Annotated in this window: 16 protein-coding genes; all 16 read left to right on the top strand. The window is 47.8% G+C overall.

Annotated elements, in window-relative coordinates:
• The first annotated feature begins 159 nt into the window (after nucleotides 1-159).
• The 16 genes from BST96_RS17615 to gltS all read left to right on the top strand — a co-directional run bounded on the left by BST96_RS17615 (nucleotide 160) and on the right by gltS (nucleotide 17988).
• A complete protein-coding gene (locus BST96_RS17615; protein ID WP_085759961.1) occupies nucleotides 160-924 on the top strand; it encodes a DUF3348 domain-containing protein in 765 nt (254 codons plus the stop codon).
• Nucleotides 921-3221 carry a DUF802 domain-containing protein gene (locus BST96_RS17610; RefSeq protein WP_085759960.1) on the top strand — a complete coding sequence of 767 codons (2301 nt, stop codon included), beginning with the start codon at nucleotides 921-923 and terminating at the stop codon, nucleotides 3219-3221. The genes BST96_RS17615 and BST96_RS17610 overlap by 4 nt, the downstream gene beginning before the upstream one ends.
• Nucleotides 3222-3875 carry an OmpA family protein gene (locus tag BST96_RS17605; RefSeq protein WP_085759959.1) on the top strand — a complete coding sequence of 218 codons (654 nt, stop codon included), beginning with the start codon at nucleotides 3222-3224 and terminating at the stop codon, nucleotides 3873-3875.
• A complete protein-coding gene (locus BST96_RS17600) occupies nucleotides 3868-4536 on the top strand; it encodes a DUF2894 domain-containing protein (protein WP_085759958.1) in 669 nt (222 codons plus the stop codon). The genes BST96_RS17605 and BST96_RS17600 overlap by 8 nt, the downstream gene beginning before the upstream one ends.
• An 86-nt stretch (nucleotides 4537-4622) precedes the next feature.
• Complete coding sequence (locus BST96_RS17595; RefSeq protein ID WP_085759957.1) at nucleotides 4623-5594, top strand: AAA family ATPase; 972 nt, start codon at nucleotides 4623-4625, stop codon at nucleotides 5592-5594.
• A 14-nt stretch (nucleotides 5595-5608) separates the two neighbouring features.
• Nucleotides 5609-6568: a DUF58 domain-containing protein gene (locus BST96_RS17590; protein ID WP_085759956.1), complete on the top strand. Its 960-nt coding sequence runs from the start codon at nucleotides 5609-5611 to the stop codon at nucleotides 6566-6568.
• Nucleotides 6565-7074 (top strand): DUF4381 domain-containing protein, encoded by a 510-nt coding sequence (locus BST96_RS17585; protein WP_085759955.1) that lies wholly within the window; start codon nucleotides 6565-6567, stop codon nucleotides 7072-7074. The genes BST96_RS17590 and BST96_RS17585 overlap by 4 nt, the downstream gene beginning before the upstream one ends.
• Nucleotides 7067-8062: a vWA domain-containing protein gene (locus BST96_RS17580; protein WP_085759954.1), complete on the top strand. Its 996-nt coding sequence runs from the start codon at nucleotides 7067-7069 to the stop codon at nucleotides 8060-8062. Before BST96_RS17585 ends, BST96_RS17580 begins: the two co-directional genes overlap by 8 nt.
• Nucleotides 8055-9035, top strand: coding sequence for a vWA domain-containing protein (locus tag BST96_RS17575; protein WP_085759953.1), 981 nt, complete (start codon nucleotides 8055-8057; stop codon nucleotides 9033-9035). The genes BST96_RS17580 and BST96_RS17575 overlap by 8 nt, the downstream gene beginning before the upstream one ends.
• The gene (locus tag BST96_RS17570; protein ID WP_085759952.1) at nucleotides 9029-9712 is read left to right on the top strand and encodes a tetratricopeptide repeat protein; all 684 of its coding nucleotides are present in this window, start codon (nucleotides 9029-9031) and stop codon (nucleotides 9710-9712) included. Before BST96_RS17575 ends, BST96_RS17570 begins: the two co-directional genes overlap by 7 nt.
• On the top strand, nucleotides 9709-10599 hold the full coding sequence (locus BST96_RS17565) for a BatD family protein (protein WP_085759951.1): 891 nt from the start codon (nucleotides 9709-9711) through the stop codon (nucleotides 10597-10599). Before BST96_RS17570 ends, BST96_RS17565 begins: the two co-directional genes overlap by 4 nt.
• Nucleotides 10599-11003, top strand: a complete 405-nt coding sequence (locus BST96_RS17560; protein ID WP_085759950.1) for a hypothetical protein — start codon at nucleotides 10599-10601, stop codon at nucleotides 11001-11003. Before BST96_RS17565 ends, BST96_RS17560 begins: the two co-directional genes overlap by 1 nt.
• Before the next feature lie 72 nt (nucleotides 11004-11075).
• Nucleotides 11076-13325 (top strand): tetratricopeptide repeat protein, encoded by a 2250-nt coding sequence (locus tag BST96_RS17555; protein ID WP_085759949.1) that lies wholly within the window; start codon nucleotides 11076-11078, stop codon nucleotides 13323-13325.
• A gap of 28 nt (nucleotides 13326-13353) precedes the next feature.
• Nucleotides 13354-14598, top strand: coding sequence for an OmpP1/FadL family transporter (locus BST96_RS17550; RefSeq protein WP_169714035.1), 1245 nt, complete (start codon nucleotides 13354-13356; stop codon nucleotides 14596-14598).
• A 511-nt stretch (nucleotides 14599-15109) separates the two neighbouring features.
• Nucleotides 15110-16648, top strand: coding sequence for an arylsulfatase (locus BST96_RS17545; RefSeq protein WP_085759947.1), 1539 nt, complete (start codon nucleotides 15110-15112; stop codon nucleotides 16646-16648).
• A 125-nt stretch (nucleotides 16649-16773) separates the two neighbouring features.
• Nucleotides 16774-17988 (top strand): sodium/glutamate symporter, encoded by a 1215-nt coding sequence (gltS, locus tag BST96_RS17540; RefSeq protein WP_085759946.1) that lies wholly within the window; start codon nucleotides 16774-16776, stop codon nucleotides 17986-17988.
• Nucleotides 17989-17995 lie beyond the last annotated feature (7 nt).

Here is a 17995-nt window from a genome sequence, read left to right as displayed (position 1 = left end):
ATCCATTCGGCATAATGATTCGCAGATTAACCTGTGAAACATTGTCGCGAAATACGTCGTAACAGACCGCATAACTGTACAAAAAACGCACATAACTGATTTCATTCTGGTAATACGCTCAGTCAATTTGTGCACTAATAATACGTAGACAGCAATGCCATGACCCAAACCTCAGCGCCTGTAACGCTTAACGGCTCTCGCCTGGTTCGATTTCTATCGGATCTGGATGTTGCTGATGTGGAAGTCTCCCACAAGCATTTTACTGAGCGGCTTAGCCGCTTAATTGACCTGGCAGATTCTGTCACCTTATCTTCAGCCCATGGTAAATTGGCGGAGCTGGATAGCACAGCCATCGGTAGCAACTTTGGCCAAATCAGTGATTCATTAATCACTGACTATCTCAGAGTACGCAAATCCATTGTGCAATTTATTATCGACAGCTTTGTACCGGGCAGCGGTGCCACCTGGTTAAAACTGCCTACAGCCAATGCCAAAGCTAGCAATGAAGAATTGCTAGGCTATGAGCCTTACCAGCAGTTTTATCTGACCCATCAGCGCGAAATTGCCTTTAAGGTTAAACGGCTGCAAACATCAGCCAGATCAGCGATTACTGGCACCTCTGCCAAGCTGACCCAATTGGCAGCTTTGGATGAAGCGCTGGATGAAACCCTGACGGTTCATACCCGCAAATTATTCTCCAGCGTTCCTTTATTAATGGGTAAGCGTTTTGCCTACCTGTATCAGCAATACCAAAAAACCGACCAGGCCAGTGATGACCCGCAGCAATGGCTGCTGGCTGATGCCTGGTTGGGGCAATTTTATACGGAATTACAGGACCTGCTATTTGCCGAGTTAGAAATCCGCTTGCAGCCTGTTTTAGGATTGATAGAAGCACTTAACGAAGAGGTAGATAGAACTTCATGAGCAGATTATTTTTTGCCGCGGCTTTTTTATTAGGCGCAGTTGCCATTGTATGGATGGGCGCAGCTTTTATTGGCTCTGATTTATTGGCCTTAACCGTTACCGCGATTATTGCGGTGGTCTATAGCATGGGTTTTGTGGAGCTGGTGCAATATCGACAAGCCACTGCCAGCTTAACGACGGCTTTGTCAGGCTTGCAGGCGGAAGAGGTTGAACTGGAGCCCTGGCTATCGAGCTTGCATTTATCGTTACGCAACGCTGTGCGCTTAAGAATAGAAGGGGAGCGGGTCGGTTTACCTGCACCCGTTGTCACCCCTTATTTGGTTGGCCTATTAGTCATGCTAGGTTTGCTGGGTACCTTTTTGGGTATGGTTGATACCTTGCAAGGAGCCGTGGCAGCTTTAGAAGGTACTACAGAGTTGGAGGCAATTCGTGCCGGTCTTGCCGCACCGATTAACGGTTTGGGTCTTGCCTTTGGTACGTCGGTAGCCGGTGTTGCAGCTTCTGCCATGCTGGGCTTATCTTCAACCTTAAGTCGTCGCCAGCGGATGAATGCAACCCGGGATTTGGATTCTCATATTGCTGGTGCATTCCGCCAGTTTTCATTGGTGCATAACCGCCAGCAGACTTTTAAAGCCATGCAGTTACAGGCCAATGCATTGCCGGAAGTGGCAGAGCGCCTACATAGCCTTGCCAGCAAGATTGAAAATATGGGTGATCACCTCGGCGATAAACTGATGGCTAATCAGGAGTCTTTTCATCAATCTGTTACCTCGCTCTATACCGATTTAGCCCAGTCCGTTGATCAGTCACTGCAAAAAAGTGTGGCGGAAAGTGGCCAGCAGGCGATTGAGAGTGGTCGTTTAGCCGCAGAAGCCATCAAGCCCTTATTGCAACAACTGATGGTGGATATCAACACTGAAAGCCAAAAGACCCATCAGCAATTAACGCATACCGCCAGTGCCCAGCTAGAGCATTTAAACCAGCGCTTTGCTGATACTTCAGAGACGGTAACTTCAGCCTGGAAGCAAGGCCTTGCTGAACATCAGCAGGCTAATACATGCTTAGTTGACAGTATTAGTGCTTCCTTTAATCAGTTTAGTGGCCAGTTTGAGCAAAGCTCTCAGTCTTTACTCACCACCTTTGATCAATCGGCCAGTGCCAGAGCCGAACAGCAGGCAAGCAGTGATCACACTCGATTGCAGCTATGGACTACCAGCTTTGAGCAGAGCCAGCAGCAAATAACGGATCAACAACAGCAAGCGTTTAGTGCCTTAACGAATGAGTTTAAAACTTTGTCGGCTGACTTAAGTTCCCAATGGCAGCAGGCCGGTGAGCAAGCTTTATCGCGGCATCAGCAGCTAGGTGATTCCGCCGAGCAAACCTCAAAAGCGATGGTCGATAAAGTCAAGGCAACCTCAACGGATATGCTGGCTGAGGTAAACCGTTTAGTAGGTGCCTCCGAAGAGTTAGTGAACGCAAGGATTGAGTCTGAAGCCAATTGGGTCAATATCCACAGTGATCGTATGACTGAAATAGCCAGCACATTGAATAAGGAGTTTCTGGCCCTGCGTGAGCAACAGTCGTCACAGGCACAGCAGGCACTGGAGCAACTATCCCGTTTAGAAACCACCGCAGCGACCCAATTGGCCAGCTTGGGTAAAGAACTGGAAGAGCCAATGACACGTTTAATCGAAACCGCATCGGAAACACCGAAAGCTGCCGCCGAGGTCATTGGTCATTTGCGTCGAGAAATCTCCAATAATATTGAGCGGGATAATAGTTTGCTGGAAGAGCGTGCGCGTATTATGGAGCAGCTTACGTCGCTATCTTCTGCGCTGGAACAAACCACCAGTGGCCAACGTGAAGCCATTGAATTAATGGTCAACTCTTCTGCCACGCTGATTAATGATATCAGCGAGCAGATGAATAAGCAGGTAGGCTCAGAAGTGGCCAAGCTCTCCGATATTGCTACAACGTTTACCGGCAGTGCCACTGAAATTGCCGATAACTTTGCCGGCAGTGCGATTGAAATGTCCAGTCTGGGTGAGTCCTTTGGTGTTGCGGTGAATCTGTTTACTGAGTCCAATGGTAATCTGGTAGAAAACCTTCATCGTATTGAGCAGTCATTGGATAAATCCACCTCACGCAGCGATGAGCAGCTCGCTTATTATGTGGCTCAAGCTCGGGAAATTATCGATCACAGTATGTTGTCCCAGCAAAGTATCTTTGAGCAATTGCAGCAACTGGGTGGCAAGGCTAAGCCCACTACTAAGAAAGTGATGGAAGAGGCTAGCTAAGTGGAAGAGTTAGATAATAGCACGGCCCAGGACCCGCCGATTTGGGCTATCTTTGGCGACTTAATGTCCGGGCTGGTCGGTGTATTTGTATTGCTGCTTATTTGGGCGCTGGGGTTTCAATTAGAGCTCTCCCAATCCCTTGAGCAGGAAGTAGAAAAACGTCAGGCGGAAGAACAGCGCCGAATGGCCCTTGAACAGGCTCTGGCCGACCCTCTGGCTTCCGGGCGCGTCACCTTACGCGATGGCCGTATTGGTATTAGTGGCAGTGTGTTGTTTTCGCTGAACTCTGATGAGCTTCAGCCTGAGGGGCGAGAATTGTTGCAAAGTCTGGTGGCGCCGTTAAAGGTTTATCTGGGTGAGCGCGATCAGCTCTTAATGGTCAGTGGTTTTACCGATGATTTGCCGATCCAAAAAGGCAATAACCGCTATGCGGATAACTGGGCCCTATCGGCTGAGCGAGCTCTAACAGTTACCCGTGTATTAATCGAAGAGGGCATGCCACCGGCGATGATTTTTGCCGCGGCTTTTGGTGACCAGCAACCGGTTGATTCTAACCAAAGCGCTGAAGGGCGCTCTAAAAATCGCCGGGTAGAAATGGCGCCAGTCCCTAAAGCCAAAGCCTCGCAATTTACGGCGGCCTTTAACAATGGCTGATCTTGCCGATATTGAAGCGATGGAAAAGCAAGGGGCCAGCCAATTTGATCCTGTGCGGTTTCAGTTTATTAAGTCCCTGTTTGAACGTTCAAACACGGCGCGTCCCGCGGTGGCTTCTATTCTTCAGCAAAAAGCGGCTCTTGCGCTAAATGATTTTAAGCGCGATTTTATTGCCGATGGCCCACCAGCGCCTGATCAGGCCGATCCCGTTGCCAGTCCATTGACGCAATTGTTGGCTACTTTAGAGCAGCGCGCCAACCATAGCGATCAAGGTCTGCAGTCCAGTGAGTTATCACTGAGTGATTTTCTCAGGCAGCAAGAAAAAGAAGTATTGTCATCCTTTGATAGCAAGCGCAGTAGTAAACCCGACAGCAGTAACCCTGGAGAACTCAATTCCGTCAGGTTATTTAGAGAATCACTGGTTAAACTTAATTCCGATAAACTGGTTACCCAGGTCATTAGCGAAGGGCCAGAAAATCCCGGTCCGTTAAACCCTCAAGCACTGGTGATTAAATCTCTGGCCACCATGCGTGAGTTATCCCCCGATTATTTAAATCGCTTTGTTTCCTATATTGATACTTTATTATGGCTGGAACAGGCCAGCGCTAAAGTGCGCCCGGCAAAAGCCAGAAAAAAGACTAAGCGCTCAAGAAAGTATTAGCTATTGCTGTGCTTGTGAGGCTATAGACTTCTATGGTACTTTTTCCGTAACTGGTCTCATTCTCACATGATAAAAAGGATAGTGTAATGTCTGAAAGCTTAGCAGAGCTTAAGCGACTACAGCAGGCGATGGAAGCTGCGGTTATTGGTCAATCTGATGTTGTAGAAAGTATTTTAATCAGTCTTTTGTGTAACGGTAATCTACTGCTTGAAGGTTTGCCCGGCACGGCAAAAACACGTTCCATTAAAACGCTGGGTAAAGTGCTGAGTGCCGATTTAGGCCGTATCCAATTTACGCCAGATTTATTGCCTTCTGATGTTACCGGTACTGAGGTTTATCATAGTGGCGGCGACGGCGAGCAACTGACGTTTCAACCCGGTCCTATTTTCGCCAATCTGGTATTGGCCGATGAAATCAACCGAGCCCCTGCCAAAGTGCAAGCTGCTCTGCTGGAGGCCATGGAAGAGCGTCAGGTCACCGTTGCTGGCAAAACCTATCAACTGCCTGAGCTGTTTATGGTGCTGGCAACCCAGAACCCGATAGAGCAAGAGGGGACTTATCCCTTACCGGAAGCGCAGATGGATCGCTTTCTCATGAAAATCACTATCGATTACCCGGACGATGAGGCTGAATTAGGTATTATTCGTTTGGTCCGTGGGGAAGAAGCACCCAGCCAAAAACCAGACCTTTCTCCCGTTGACCAATCTCATATCTTTGCTGCCCGTGAAGCCATACTGCAATTGTCCATTGCTGAAAATATTGAGCGCTATATTGTCGCCCTGGTTATGGCTACCCGAGATCCATCACGCTACCCTGATAGCCAGTTACAACATTGGATTAATGTGGGTTCCAGCCCCAGGGCATCGATTGCCCTGGATAAAGCAGCCAGAGCCCATGCCTGGTTAAAAGCTAAAGACTTTGTCGACCCTGATGATGTCCGCGCCGTAGCTCATGCCATATTGGGGCACCGTTTAATATTGTCCTACGATGCATTGGCCGACGGTATTACCCCGCAGGATGTGGTGAATGAGATTTTAAAACAGGTGGCTATTGCCTGATTGAGGTCGCTCAAATGCTGGGTTTTCTAAGCAAAAAGCGCAAAATAGCCACGGTGACGAATGATCATCGAATTTACGCGCAGCTGGCAACGCTGATTAAGTTGCAGTTTCAAGCCAAAGGTTTTTCCTTTCTGCCCGGCCAGCCGGTCAATAGTATTTTGACCGGCCGGCATAGCTCCAAACTGCGTGGCCGTGGTTTAAACTTTGAAGAGTTGCGTCATTACCGTGCCGGTGATGATATCCGTACTATGGATTGGAAAGTTACCAACCGTACTAAAAAACCCCATGTTCGTGTATTTACAGAAGAACGAGAGCGCAATGTGGTGCTGTTAGTGGACCAGCGCGTCAGTATGTTTTTTGGCAGTGAAGAAAAAATGAAATCTGTTGCCGCCGCAGAAGCCGCCGCGCTGATTGCCTGGCGTGTATTGGCCTCCGGTGATCGGGTAGGGGCAGTGGTGATTAATGACCAATCGATTGTCCATATTCCGCCAGAACGCTCAAAAAGTAATGTCATTAAAATTCTGTCAAAAATTGTTGAGTTTAATCAGCAGCTAAAAGTTGGCCGCAGCTCCCATAATAAACGATTACAAGAGGCCATCGATACCGCAGCCAGAACATTATCCCACGATGCTTTATTGATTTTAATTAGTGATGGCTCCGGCTGGAATCAACAAACCACAGACCGTATAAGGCGTATTTCACAACATAACGATATTATCTCACTAAAAATATTTGACCCCGCTGAGGAGCAGTTGCCGGATATCGACCATCTGGTAGTCAGTGATGGCAAGCTGCAAGTAGAGGTCACGGGTAATCCGGCAAAGCTTAGAGAAAACTTTCAGCAGCAATATGATAATAATCTGGGGCTGATTCGCACTGAACTGAAAAAATACGGCGTTCCGCTAATCCCTATCGATACGATTAGACCGGTGCAAGAACAATTAATCAAAGCCTTGGGGGGCATTAGGCGATGAGCAATCCTTTTGCCCCTAATTCCGGCTGGGGTAATTATGCGCTGGAAGGCTTTAGTGAAATTGCACTGCCAGCGGCTATTGAATTATGGCCGCAAACGCCGGGTTGGTGGCTTTTACTGTTAGCGGTGCTTTATGGAGTCTCTCGACGTTGTTATCAAGCCATTAAACGCTACTGGAGAAATCGTTACCGCCGGGTCGCTATACAGCAGCTTAATGCGATACAGCAGCAAGTACTCAAGGGCGATATTTCCGCATTGCCAAAGGTGCCAGAAATTATGAAAGCTGTGGCCCTACAGGCTTTTCCTCGCCAGGATATTGCCAATCTATTTGGTGGTGAATGGGAGGACTTTCTAGATAGCAGTTATAGCGGCCCATCCTTTGCCAGCCAGTTTCCTGGGGTGCTTTATGCGCTGTCTTATCAGTCATCCACCAAGCAGGGTTTAAGCGAGCAATTCTGGCAGCAATGCCAGCTTTGGATTAGCACCCATAGAAGTGCCTATGATTGAATTTGCCAATCTGTGGGCTTTTGTTTTGCTGTTATTGCCGCTGGCTGTCGGCCTGCTACTTCCTGCGCATAAACAAAGCCAGGATTCACTGCAAGTCCCTTATTTTGATTTGCTGGTAAAAATCAGTGGCGAAAAGCCCGCCTCCGGTGCAACGATTATGCGCCGCAAAAGAGTGCAGCTGGTATTACTCTGGCTGGCATGGCTCTGTTTAGTCACCGCCGCCGCCAAACCTGAGTGGGTTGGGCAGCCCGTGCAAATTGATAAATCTGCCCGTGATCTTATGATTGCCGCTGACTTATCAGGCTCGATGGAAGTTAAAGACTTTACCACCAGCGCAGGTGAAAAGATTAATCGATTGGATGCTGTTAAGCGCGTATTGGCAGAGTTTGCTCAGCGCCGTGCCGGTGATCGGCTTGGCTTAATTGTATTTGGTGACGCCGCTTATTTACAGGCACCCTTTACCAGCGATAAAGAGACCTGGTTAACCTTATTATCCGAAACCGAGATTGCCATGGCTGGTCCCAGCACCATGATGGGGGATGCCATCGGTCTGGCGATAAGTTCTTTTAAAGGTTCCGATACCAAAAATAAAGTCCTTATTGTACTCACTGATGGCAATGATACTGGCTCCAGAGTACCACCAGTAGATGCTGCCCGCGTTGCCAAAGCCCACGAGGTAAAAATCTATACCATCGCCATTGGCGACCCGGAAACGGTGGGTGAAGATGCGATGGATATTGATACCTTAAAGGAAATTTCCAATATCACTGGCGGCGCCTACTTTGAAGCGCTGGACCGGTCGGCGCTTGAGGATGCCTACCGACAAATCGAAGCGATGGAGCCTGAGCTCTATGAGTCTTTATCCTTTCGTCCTCGGCAAAGTATCTTTCATTACCCCTTGGCTGCCATTGCCATACTCTATGCTGTCTCCTTACCGTTAATGGCCTTATCAGGCTCGATGCAACGCAGGAAGGTGATTAATGTTTAGCTGGGAGTCGCTACAGTATTTTCATTTTATCCGCCCCTGGTGGTTATTAGGTATTACACCGTTTCTATTTTTACAATTATTGCAGTTGCAACGGCGTGATGTGCTGGCGCAATGGGGCAAAGTGATTGCCGATCATCTGCTACCCAATATGATTGTAGAGCGTGATGAAAATACGCTCGGTGGCCCCATCGGCGCAATGGGTTTGGTCACCGTCTTATTATTTATTGCTCTGGCTGGTCCCAGTTGGGATAAGCAACCATCGCCCTTTACGGAAGATAATGCAGCACTGATTATCGCTATAGACCTTTCCGAGAGCATGAATCAAAAGGATGTCCAGCCTAGCCGCCTGCAACGTGCCAAACAAAAAATAAGCGACCTGTTGGCACTTAGGGGAGATTCCTATACTGGCCTAATCGCCTTTGCCGGTACGGCCCATACTATTATTCCGCTATCCAATGACCGGCAGGTTATTCATCATTTTCTGGATTCGATGTCGACCAATATGATGCCAAGGCCCGGTAAATCTCCCCAGAGCGTGTTAGCGGTTACGGATAGTTTACTGAAAGAAGTGGAGGTACCGGTAACATTATTGGTGATTGGGGATGGGGTTACCGATGCAGCGATAGCGGCCTACCAACAGTATTTTGATCAGTCACCACACCAGCTATTGGTCTGGGGTATTGGTCTTACCCAGCAGCAATTAAACGAACAAGCCGTGGAGGGGTTTTCAAGTTCAACGATTGCGCTGCAAGATGCCATGTTACAACGCCTGGCGGCCGATGCTGGCGGTGAATACCAGGGGATGACTATTGATAAAGCGGATGTTGAACGGATTTACCGTCTGGTAGATAACTATTTCTTGCTGGCAGAGGATGATAATCGGCCCTGGGTAGATGCGGGCTACTATCTTGTCTTTCCCATTATGTTGATCTTTGTTTTATGGTTTAGAAAAGGGTGGACGCTGCAATGGTAGTCAATAAACCCTTACGCTGGTTGTTGCTGGCTTCGTTATTGATCTGGAGTCTGCTCTATCCCCAGCGTTTTCTTGCCCTATGGCTTACGCCTGATCAGCAGGGCCGTATTTTATTTGATCTTGGCTATTACACTCAGGCGGCAACGGTTTTCCAAAGCCCTTTATGGAAGGGGCTAAGCCTCTATGCCGCTGAGGATTTTGACAATGCCGCCGGTTTATTTTCTCAGTATGATGATGAAAACGGCTTATTAGCTCAGGGCAATGCCTGGGCGCATTCCCGCAATTATCTGCCGGCGATGCGTATCTACCGCATTTTATTAGAAAAATACCCTGATAATACCGCCGTTAAAAATAATATGGCGATTGTGCAGGCCTTAATTGATGCCAATCAAATGCTATCAGAAAGTCAGGTACCGGATGGACCGGAGACGCCCCCCGGTGATATAGGAGACAACCCTGGCCCGGAATCCTCTGAAGGGGACAAGCGTGAAACCTTTGACCTTAGCCCGCAGGAAATATTAACTGCCGATCAATTATTGCAGGATCCAGCGCTAACAGAGATGTGGATGCGACAAGTACAAAAAGATCCGACTCAGTTTTTAAAAATTAAGTTTTATATGCAACTGGAGCAACGCAAAAATACAGCCGCGGAAGCAGCAGGGGAGGCCCAGCCATGATCGTTCGCTTATTGGCCGCCTTATTATTGATAATGCCGTCATTATTACAGGCAGTTACCATCGATGAATTGCATAACAGCGGTCAGCTGGCCGTCAGCTATACCATCGTTGATAAAGACGCTATCACCCAGTACCAGCCGGTGATGATGGAAATAGAGGTTTCAACCGATCGCTGGTTTGCCAGCGGAAGCCGGGTGGAACGCTTTGATATTCAAGACGCTATTGTCTATCGCAGCAGCCAAACTTCCACCAATTCCAGCCGTACAGTGGCTGGCACTACCCGTGCTTTACAATTATGGACACTGGTATTTTATCCGCAGAAATCCGGCGCGCTTACCATCCCCAAACTAAGGCTGTTTGTTTCCCTGAATACCGAGGGTAATAATATTGTTGAAGGCTATTTAACGCTGGATAGCCAAACCATTACCGTCAATACACCCGCTGCCATGAATGGTGTTGATCACTGGCTTGCAGCTAATAATCTAACCATTAACGAACGTTATGACGGTTTAAAAGACAGCTATAAACCCGGCGATGCGATTACCCGCACTATTAGCCTGCGCATAGAGGGAAGCCCCGCCATGATGTTGCCGGCTATTGAATTTCCTGAGCAGAAGGGTTTGGCGCTGTACCAGGTTCCCCCAAAAGTCAGCGAGAGCAGTAACCGCGGCCAGTTAATAGGGACCCGTGTAGAGCAATTTATTATCACTATCGAAGCCGAGGGTAGCTATCAGTTACCTGGCTACCAGTACTACTGGTGGAATTTGCAAAGCCAGCAACAGAAGCTGCTTGCGCTTGAGCCACTTGCCTTTGCCACCGACGGAGCTGGCACTGCTTCGGTGATAACAGAGCCGGGGCCGTTACTAAAGGATTACCCTGGCAGTTAGTGATTAACTTTAGTCTGGTGGTGGTTGCCTTGCTCGGGTTACTGGCCCTACTTGCTCGTCTTGGCTTAAAGGCCAAGCTTAAACAGCGGCAGTATATTAAGCAGTATGATAAAGCCTTTATTGATGCGGTCAATCAACAGCAAGCCGTTGTAGCTTTGCAGTCACTCTACCGGCTAATAGATCAACGACCGAGGTATCAAGGTATAACCACGCTGGAGGCTGTGTTTGAACCTGATCAGGCCTGCCTGCAGTTGGTCAATCAACTTAAGCGTCATGCCTGTGGTGCTGGTGAACCTAAAGCCTTAAGCCTTAGCGAGGCCAGACAATTACTCCATTACCTTAAGCAGGCGGAGCGGCAACGCTGGCCATGGCAGCAGACAGTTGTACTTAGTCTGAATCATTAGTATGGTTGACCACCTTATCGCCTAAGTAGGCGATTATGGATTACTTCAATAATAAATGGGTTATACAGGATAATGCGTTTCTCCTTTACTGCTGTGGCAGTGTCTTTACTGCTCACCGTCTTTTCATTATTTACCCATGCCACGCCTGTAAACGATGCCAATTTTGTTGGCAGCCAACAATGTGCCAGTTGCCACCAGCAAGCCTATAAAGACTGGCAAGGCTCGCACCATGATCAGGCGATGATGATGGCGGATAGCACATCTGTATTAGGGGATTTTAATCAAGCCACTTTTAGCCTTAACGGTATTACTTCAACCTTTTTTAAAAAGGGCGATGAGTTTTGGGTTAATACCGACGGTGCCGATGGCAAACTGCAAGACTTTAAAATTGACTATACCTTTGGTGTTACACCGTTACAGCAATATTTGATAGGCTTTGAGGATGGCCGTTATCAGACCTTAAGCATTGCCTGGGATAGTCGCAGTAAGGAAGAGGGCGGACAGCGTTGGTTTCACCTCTATCCCGATATCGGTGGTCACGAAGATGTGCTGCACTGGACCCGCTATTCGCAAAACTGGAACTCCCGTTGCGCGGAATGCCACTCTACCAACCTAAAGAAAAATTATGACGAGGCCAGCAATAGCTACCAAACGACATGGTTTGAAATTGATGTGGCCTGTGAGTCCTGCCATGGCGCCGGTAGCCAGCATATTGACTGGGTCAATAATAAAGACCAGCAAGCTAATATCGCAAATAAGGGCCTATTGGCCGACGTTCGCAGTGATGGTCACTGGCAGCGTTTGCCGGGATTAAATACCGCCGCTAAACAGGGGGCTACCCGCGCCCATAGTGATCAACAAATTAATAGTTGTGCTGGCTGCCACTCCCGCCGTTCAACCATCGGCGAAGTTGATCATAAAACAGTACAAGGCAAAGAGGTGTTGGATACCCATATTCCTCGTTTAATTGAATCGCCTCTTTACCATGTTGATGGCCAGATTCTTGATGAGGTCTATGTCTACGGTTCTTTTGTGCAAAGCAAAATGTACCAGCGCGGTGTGGTATGCAGTGATTGCCATAACCCCCATAGTCTGGAATTAAAAGCCCCTGATAATCAGGTTTGTGCCCAATGCCATAACCCCTCGGTATTTGATCAGCCGCAGCATCACCATCATAGTGATGGTAGCGCTGGTGCTCTCTGTGCTGATTGTCATATGCCAGAAACCACCTATATGACGGTAGACCCACGCCGTGACCACAGCTTGCGCATTCCTCGTCCTGATTTATCAAAAAGTCTCGGTGTGCCCAATGCCTGCAATCAATGTCATAGCGATAAAGATAGCGACTGGGCGCTGGCTGCATTTACACAATGGTATCCAGACCGTATCGAGCAGCCCAGCTTTGCGCCATTAATTTATGCCGGACAGCAGGGCGCAGCTCAGGCATTGCCGCAGCTTTCCTCGCTGGTTGATGATTCAGCTATGCCTATTATGGTTAGGGCTTCCGGTTTACAGATACTAAGAAACTATCCCAACCAATACGCCATTAATACCGCCTTGCTACAATTGGAATCTTCCAATCCCCAGCTGCGTTTGGCTGCCATTGAAGTGATTGAGTTACTACCGGAACAACAGATTATTCGTAATGTATGGCCATTGATGAGTGACCCGGTTAAAGCGATTAGAATGGAAGCCGCCCGGTTATTAGCCCCCATGCTGGTTAGCCGCAGTGTTGCCTTGCAGCCTGCGCAGAAACAAACGGTGCAAAAGGCGGTTGATGAATATATCGCCTCGATCAAACTGAATGCTGATACGCCCGCCGGGCAAATGCAGTTGGGCGTTGTTTATCAGTCTATTAACCAATGGGCGTTGTCCGAGCAGGCCTACCGGCAGGCTCTGGTGATTGAACCCCAATATATTCCCGCCTTGCTAAATATGGCTGATCTCTATCGGGCCACGGGGCAGGATCAGCAGGCGCTACCTCTGCTGGAAAAAGCCCTGCTGATTGATAGCAATAATGTCTCAGCCAACTATGCGATGGGTTTATTGATGATACGTTTAAAGCAACTTGATAAGGCGACAGCCTATCTTGAAGTGGCCGCATCACAGGCTCCAGAGATTATCCGCTATACTTATGTCTATGCGGTGGCCTTATTTGAAAGTGGCAAGCGAGACTGGGCGATTACCACCTTAAAAAGAGCCCTACAGCGCAGCCCGGGTAATACCGATATACTGTCGGCTCTGGCAGGCTATTTGCAAATGATGGGGCGCAATGAAGAGGCGCAACAATATTCCGTGCAATTACCACAAAATAATCAATAATTAACATAAACCAATGGGAACAAAGACTATGTTAAAACTAGCAAAAGCAGGGGCCATTGTTCCTCTGATTATACTTAGCGAAGCCGCTAGTGCTGGTGGCTTATGGCTTAACGAATATGGCACGCCTGCCATGGGCCGCGCCCGTGCTGGTGCCGCCGCCGGTGTCGATGACGCCTCTGCGGTATTACATAATCCGGCCAGTATTACACGCCTTGAAAAGCGTCAGTCAATGGCCACTGGCGGTATTATTTATAACCGTACCGATTTTGATGTTAAGCGTGGCTCCATAGCGAATGGCGACAAAGCCGGCAGTGATGCTGGTGGTGTACTTCCTACGGGTTCCGGCTTTTATGTTGAACCGAATTTTAATGATAAATGGAGCTGGGGTTTATCCGCTGGCGGTTTGGCGGGTACCGGCCTGGACTATTCCAGTGATTGGGTGGGGCGTTATCAGGCGGAACGGGTAGAGCTATTGACGCTGGCTTTTGCTGGAACACTGGCCTACGAGGTGAGTGATAAGCTCTCTATTGGTATTAGCCCACAGATTGTTTATGGTGCGCTGGAAGTCGATATAGCGGTACCTGATCTCGTTACCAGCCAGCCCGATAGCTCGGCTGAAATTGACGGTGACGATATGGTGTTGGGTTATATGCTGGGTGTGATGTACACCATTAGTGATGACACCCGACTTGGTCTTACCTATCAATCAGAGTGGGATTTTGAGTTTGACGGCGACCTTAATCGTGCCCCCGGCGCTAATCCTTCAGCCGTCTCTATAGAAACTGAGCTTCCCCTTGCTGCCTTTGTGCGACTCGCTTTAACCCACCGTTTAAATGACACCATTGGCTTACACGCCACTGTTGGCTGGGATGATTGGAGTACTCTGGATAAGGTTAATCTCTCGACCGATAATTTGGGGGCATCGATTGCCGCTAATTGGGATGACACCTATCACTATGCAGTCGGTATTGATTATCGGGTTTCACCGGAGTGGGTACTTTCAACGGGTCTGGCCTACGATACCAACCCGGTTTCTCTCGATGACCGAAATGCCCAGCTGCCAGTGGATCGTCAAATGCGCTATGCCTTTGGTGCCCAGTATAACCAGGACAAGCCTTTCTCTATGGGTGGTCAGTTGGTTTATGCAGACTTAGGCAAGGCCGGTCTTAATGGTGTTGGTGACCGAACAGGACCCGGCTTGGGTTTTGAGGGTGAGTTTACAACCAATGAGGCCTTCTTTCTGTCTATCAATGCCAAATGGATTTTAGAATAAGACTATTTAAGGCCTGCTTATCACTCGATAAGTGGGCCGCTTAGTCCATCAACTATTTACCTTATACCGCTCTTATTTATTAGCCAATTATTTGATATCACTTAATCATCTAAGTTTTGTAATTTGATAGCAACAGAGCATGCAAGCCCAAACCGTTTATTGGCTATTGCTCGATATCAAATTTTTCTCCATAAACTGTTTTATTCGTTATAAGCATGCTATATATTGAATCTTAATAATGAGAAAAGCCTTTAACTCGGCACCCCTGGAAGCACAACGGAGATAAATGTGACCAAAACTTCTGTACCGGATGTTTCGTTCAATCCTTATCTACAAGTTATATTTTCAGTACTTATTCCCCGTGCATCAATCCTGTGCATAAGCCCGCGCTTTATTAGCCGGTGCTGCTTCAACATACCATCCGTTCAATCACGAATTTGATTTTGTTACACAGTAGTACCAGGTATTCAATGATCTGTTTATTGAATTATTATAAATAAGGAGTCTCAGTATGAGAAAGGTGATACAAAAAGTGGCTATGACCATAGCCATGGGGGTTATACCTCTTATCAGTCAGGCCGCGGATAAACCGAATATATTGGTTATCTGGGGTGATGATGTTGGTCAAAGTAATATCAGTGCGTACACCATGGGTTTAATGGGTTACCGCACACCGAATATCGATAAGATTGCCAACGAAGGTATGATCTTTACCGATTACTACGGTGAGCAATCCTGTACTGCTGGTCGTTCTTCTTATATTACCGGTCAAAGTGTTTATCGTACCGGCTTATCCAAAGTTGGCTTACCCGGTGCAGAACTGGGCCTGCAAATTGAAGACCCAACCATTGCGGGTCTGTTAAAAGCCTACGGCTATATGACTGGTCAGTTTGGTAAAAACCACCTGGGCGATAAAGACGAACACCTTCCTACCAACCACGGTTTTGATGAGTTCTTTGGTAACCTCTACCACTTAAATGCGGAAGAAGAACCTGAGAATGTGGATTATCCTAAAGATCCTGAGTTCAGGAAAAAGTATGGTCCACGCGGTGTTATCAAATCATCTGCCGATGGCAAGATTGAAGATACCGGTCCACTGACCAAAAAGCGTATGGAAACCGTCGATGACGAAACCATTGCTGCCACCATTAAATTTATGGATAAGGCGGCTAAAGCCAAAAAGCCTTTCTATATATGGTGGAGTGGTACCCGGATGCACTTCCGTACTCACGTTAAAGATGAGCTGCGTGGTATCTCTGGTCAGGATGAATACAGTGACGGCATGGTAGAGCACGATCGCCATGTCGGTATGCTGCTTGATCATCTTGATAAATTAGGCCTGGCTGAGAACACCATCGTTCATTATTCAACGGATAACGGTCCGCATATGAATACCTGGCCTGATGCTGCAACCACACCTTTCTTTGGTGAGAAAAACACTAACTGGGAAGGCGGTTGGCGTGTGCCATCCATGGTGCGCTGGCCTGGCAAAATTAAAGCCGGTTCCGTATCCAATGAAATTATGCACCATATGGATTGGTTACCAACCTATTTGGCCGCAGCAGGCGCTGATGATATTAAAGCCCGCCTGAAAAAAGGTGGCGTTAGATCTTTAGGTCGCAGCTACAGAGTCCATTTGGATGGCTATAACTTCTTACCACACCTGACCGGTAAAGAAGAAAAAGGTCGCCGTAATGAGATCTTCTACTTTGGTGATGGCGGCGAATTAACCGCTATGCGTTATCAGGACTGGAAAATGATCTTCCTGGAGCAGAAAGAGTACACCACACTGCGTGCCTGGATAGAGCCATGGACAGAGCTGCGTATACCGCTGATTATCAATATCCGTCGTGACCCCTATGAGCGTGCTTATAGAACCTCTAACACCTATTACGACTGGCTAATTGATCGTGCTTACCTGTTAGTACCCGCACAGGGTCTAGTGGGTGAATTCCTGCAAACTTTCCAGGAGTTTCCACCACGCCAGAAACCTGCCAGCTTTAGTATTGATCAGGTGATGGAAAAAATGGAGCAGGTAAGGGGCTCTTAAGCGTATAGCCTTGATATTCTGCTAAACAATAACGGGAGTGATAAAGTGTTTATCACTCCCGTTTTACGATTAACGCTGCCTGTTTTCTCTAGACAATAAAGCAAGCACCGCGAGAATGGTCTGACATGGAACAACAGTATCTGGTTGAAGGGGCCAATTTAGTGATTGCCAGCGTGCTCTTGCTTGCTACCGGCCGCTATCTCAATACAAAGATCGATCTGCTCTCAAGACTCAATATACCGATGGCTGTAACCGGTGGACTGCTTTGCAGCAGCTTGCTGACCATACTCTACCTCTATTTTAATATTCGAGTTGATTTTGATCTTGAACTGCGAAATTTATTATTACTGACTTTTTTCAGCACCATTGGTCTCTCTGCCAAGCTAAGCGTGATGGCTTCTGGCGGGCGCACACTGGTGCTATTACTTTGTTTTGCTATCGTCCTGTTAATCTTTCAGGATATTGCCGGTATTGGCATTGCACTGGCCTTTGATGTTAACCCCGCCTATGGCTTATTTGCCGGCAGCATATCCTTTGCCGGTGGTCATGGTACTTCTATAGCCTGGGGCACCGCAGCAGAAGAGGCGGGGCTGGCAGGGGCTGGAACACTGGGTATTGCCTGCGCTACTTTTGGCTTGGTTGCCGGTGGTTTAATTGGCGGCCCCATGGGCGGCTATATGATTAAAAAACACGGGCTGGCCAGCCAGCACACCGTTCCACAGCATTATGAATCGATTGCGGAAGCAGCTGATGAAGACCCGGAATATCCACTGGAAAATGCTTTTTCTACGCTATTGGTTTTAGCCCTCTGCGTCGGTCTGGGGCATAATCTGAATGACTGGTTAATTATTCAAGGGGTGGCCTTGCCGCAATTTTTAACCGCCATGTTAATCGGTATCGTGATCACCAATATTATCGATTATTGCAAATTTAATTTGCATACCCATTCTATTAACCGCTCCGGTGAAATCAGCTTGCATTTATTTTTGGCAATGAGTTTGATGTCGGTACAGCTCTGGACACTGGCTAACTCGATAGGCTTACTGCTGCTAGTGTTAATTGTACAGATGATGATTATTGTGTTGCTGGCTGTCTATGTGGTTTTTCGCTTTGTCGGCAAAGATTATGACGCAGCTATTATCGCCTCAGGTTTTATGGGTTTAGGTCTTGGTGCTACTCCCGTTGCTATGGCCAATATGCAGGCCCTAACAGCCCGTTATGGGCCTTCAACCAAGGCCTTTATTGTTGTACCTATGATCGGGGCGTTTTTTATTGATTTAAGTAATGCAGTGGTTATTAATTTATTCTCATCATTACCCATGATGGGTGATGGCTTTTAATTATTGA

It is taken from the genome of Oceanicoccus sagamiensis, from assembly GCF_002117105.1.
Taxonomy (GTDB): domain Bacteria; phylum Pseudomonadota; class Gammaproteobacteria; order Pseudomonadales; family Dasaniaceae; genus Oceanicoccus; species Oceanicoccus sagamiensis.
Note: the sequence above shows the minus strand (reverse complement) of the source record. Positions and strands in the feature narration are given on the sequence as shown.

Coding starts and splice junctions, on each gene's coding strand:
- BST96_RS17615 (WP_085759961.1), top strand. CDS start 160: ATGACCCAAACCTCAGCGCCTGTAACGCTTAACGGCTCTCGCCTGGTT.
- BST96_RS17610 (WP_085759960.1), top strand. CDS start 921: ATGAGCAGATTATTTTTTGCCGCGGCTTTTTTATTAGGCGCAGTTGCC.
- BST96_RS17600 (WP_085759958.1), top strand. CDS start 3,868: ATGGCTGATCTTGCCGATATTGAAGCGATGGAAAAGCAAGGGGCCAGC.
- BST96_RS17595 (WP_085759957.1), top strand. CDS start 4,623: ATGTCTGAAAGCTTAGCAGAGCTTAAGCGACTACAGCAGGCGATGGAA.
- BST96_RS17590 (WP_085759956.1), top strand. CDS start 5,609: ATGCTGGGTTTTCTAAGCAAAAAGCGCAAAATAGCCACGGTGACGAAT.
- BST96_RS17585 (WP_085759955.1), top strand. CDS start 6,565: ATGAGCAATCCTTTTGCCCCTAATTCCGGCTGGGGTAATTATGCGCTG.
- BST96_RS17580 (WP_085759954.1), top strand. CDS start 7,067: ATGATTGAATTTGCCAATCTGTGGGCTTTTGTTTTGCTGTTATTGCCG.
- BST96_RS17575 (WP_085759953.1), top strand. CDS start 8,055: ATGTTTAGCTGGGAGTCGCTACAGTATTTTCATTTTATCCGCCCCTGG.
- BST96_RS17570 (WP_085759952.1), top strand. CDS start 9,029: ATGGTAGTCAATAAACCCTTACGCTGGTTGTTGCTGGCTTCGTTATTG.
- BST96_RS17565 (WP_085759951.1), top strand. CDS start 9,709: ATGATCGTTCGCTTATTGGCCGCCTTATTATTGATAATGCCGTCATTA.
- BST96_RS17555 (WP_085759949.1), top strand. CDS start 11,076: ATGCGTTTCTCCTTTACTGCTGTGGCAGTGTCTTTACTGCTCACCGTC.
- BST96_RS17550 (WP_169714035.1), top strand. CDS start 13,354: ATGTTAAAACTAGCAAAAGCAGGGGCCATTGTTCCTCTGATTATACTT.
- BST96_RS17545 (WP_085759947.1), top strand. CDS start 15,110: ATGAGAAAGGTGATACAAAAAGTGGCTATGACCATAGCCATGGGGGTT.
- gltS (WP_085759946.1), top strand. CDS start 16,774: ATGGAACAACAGTATCTGGTTGAAGGGGCCAATTTAGTGATTGCCAGC.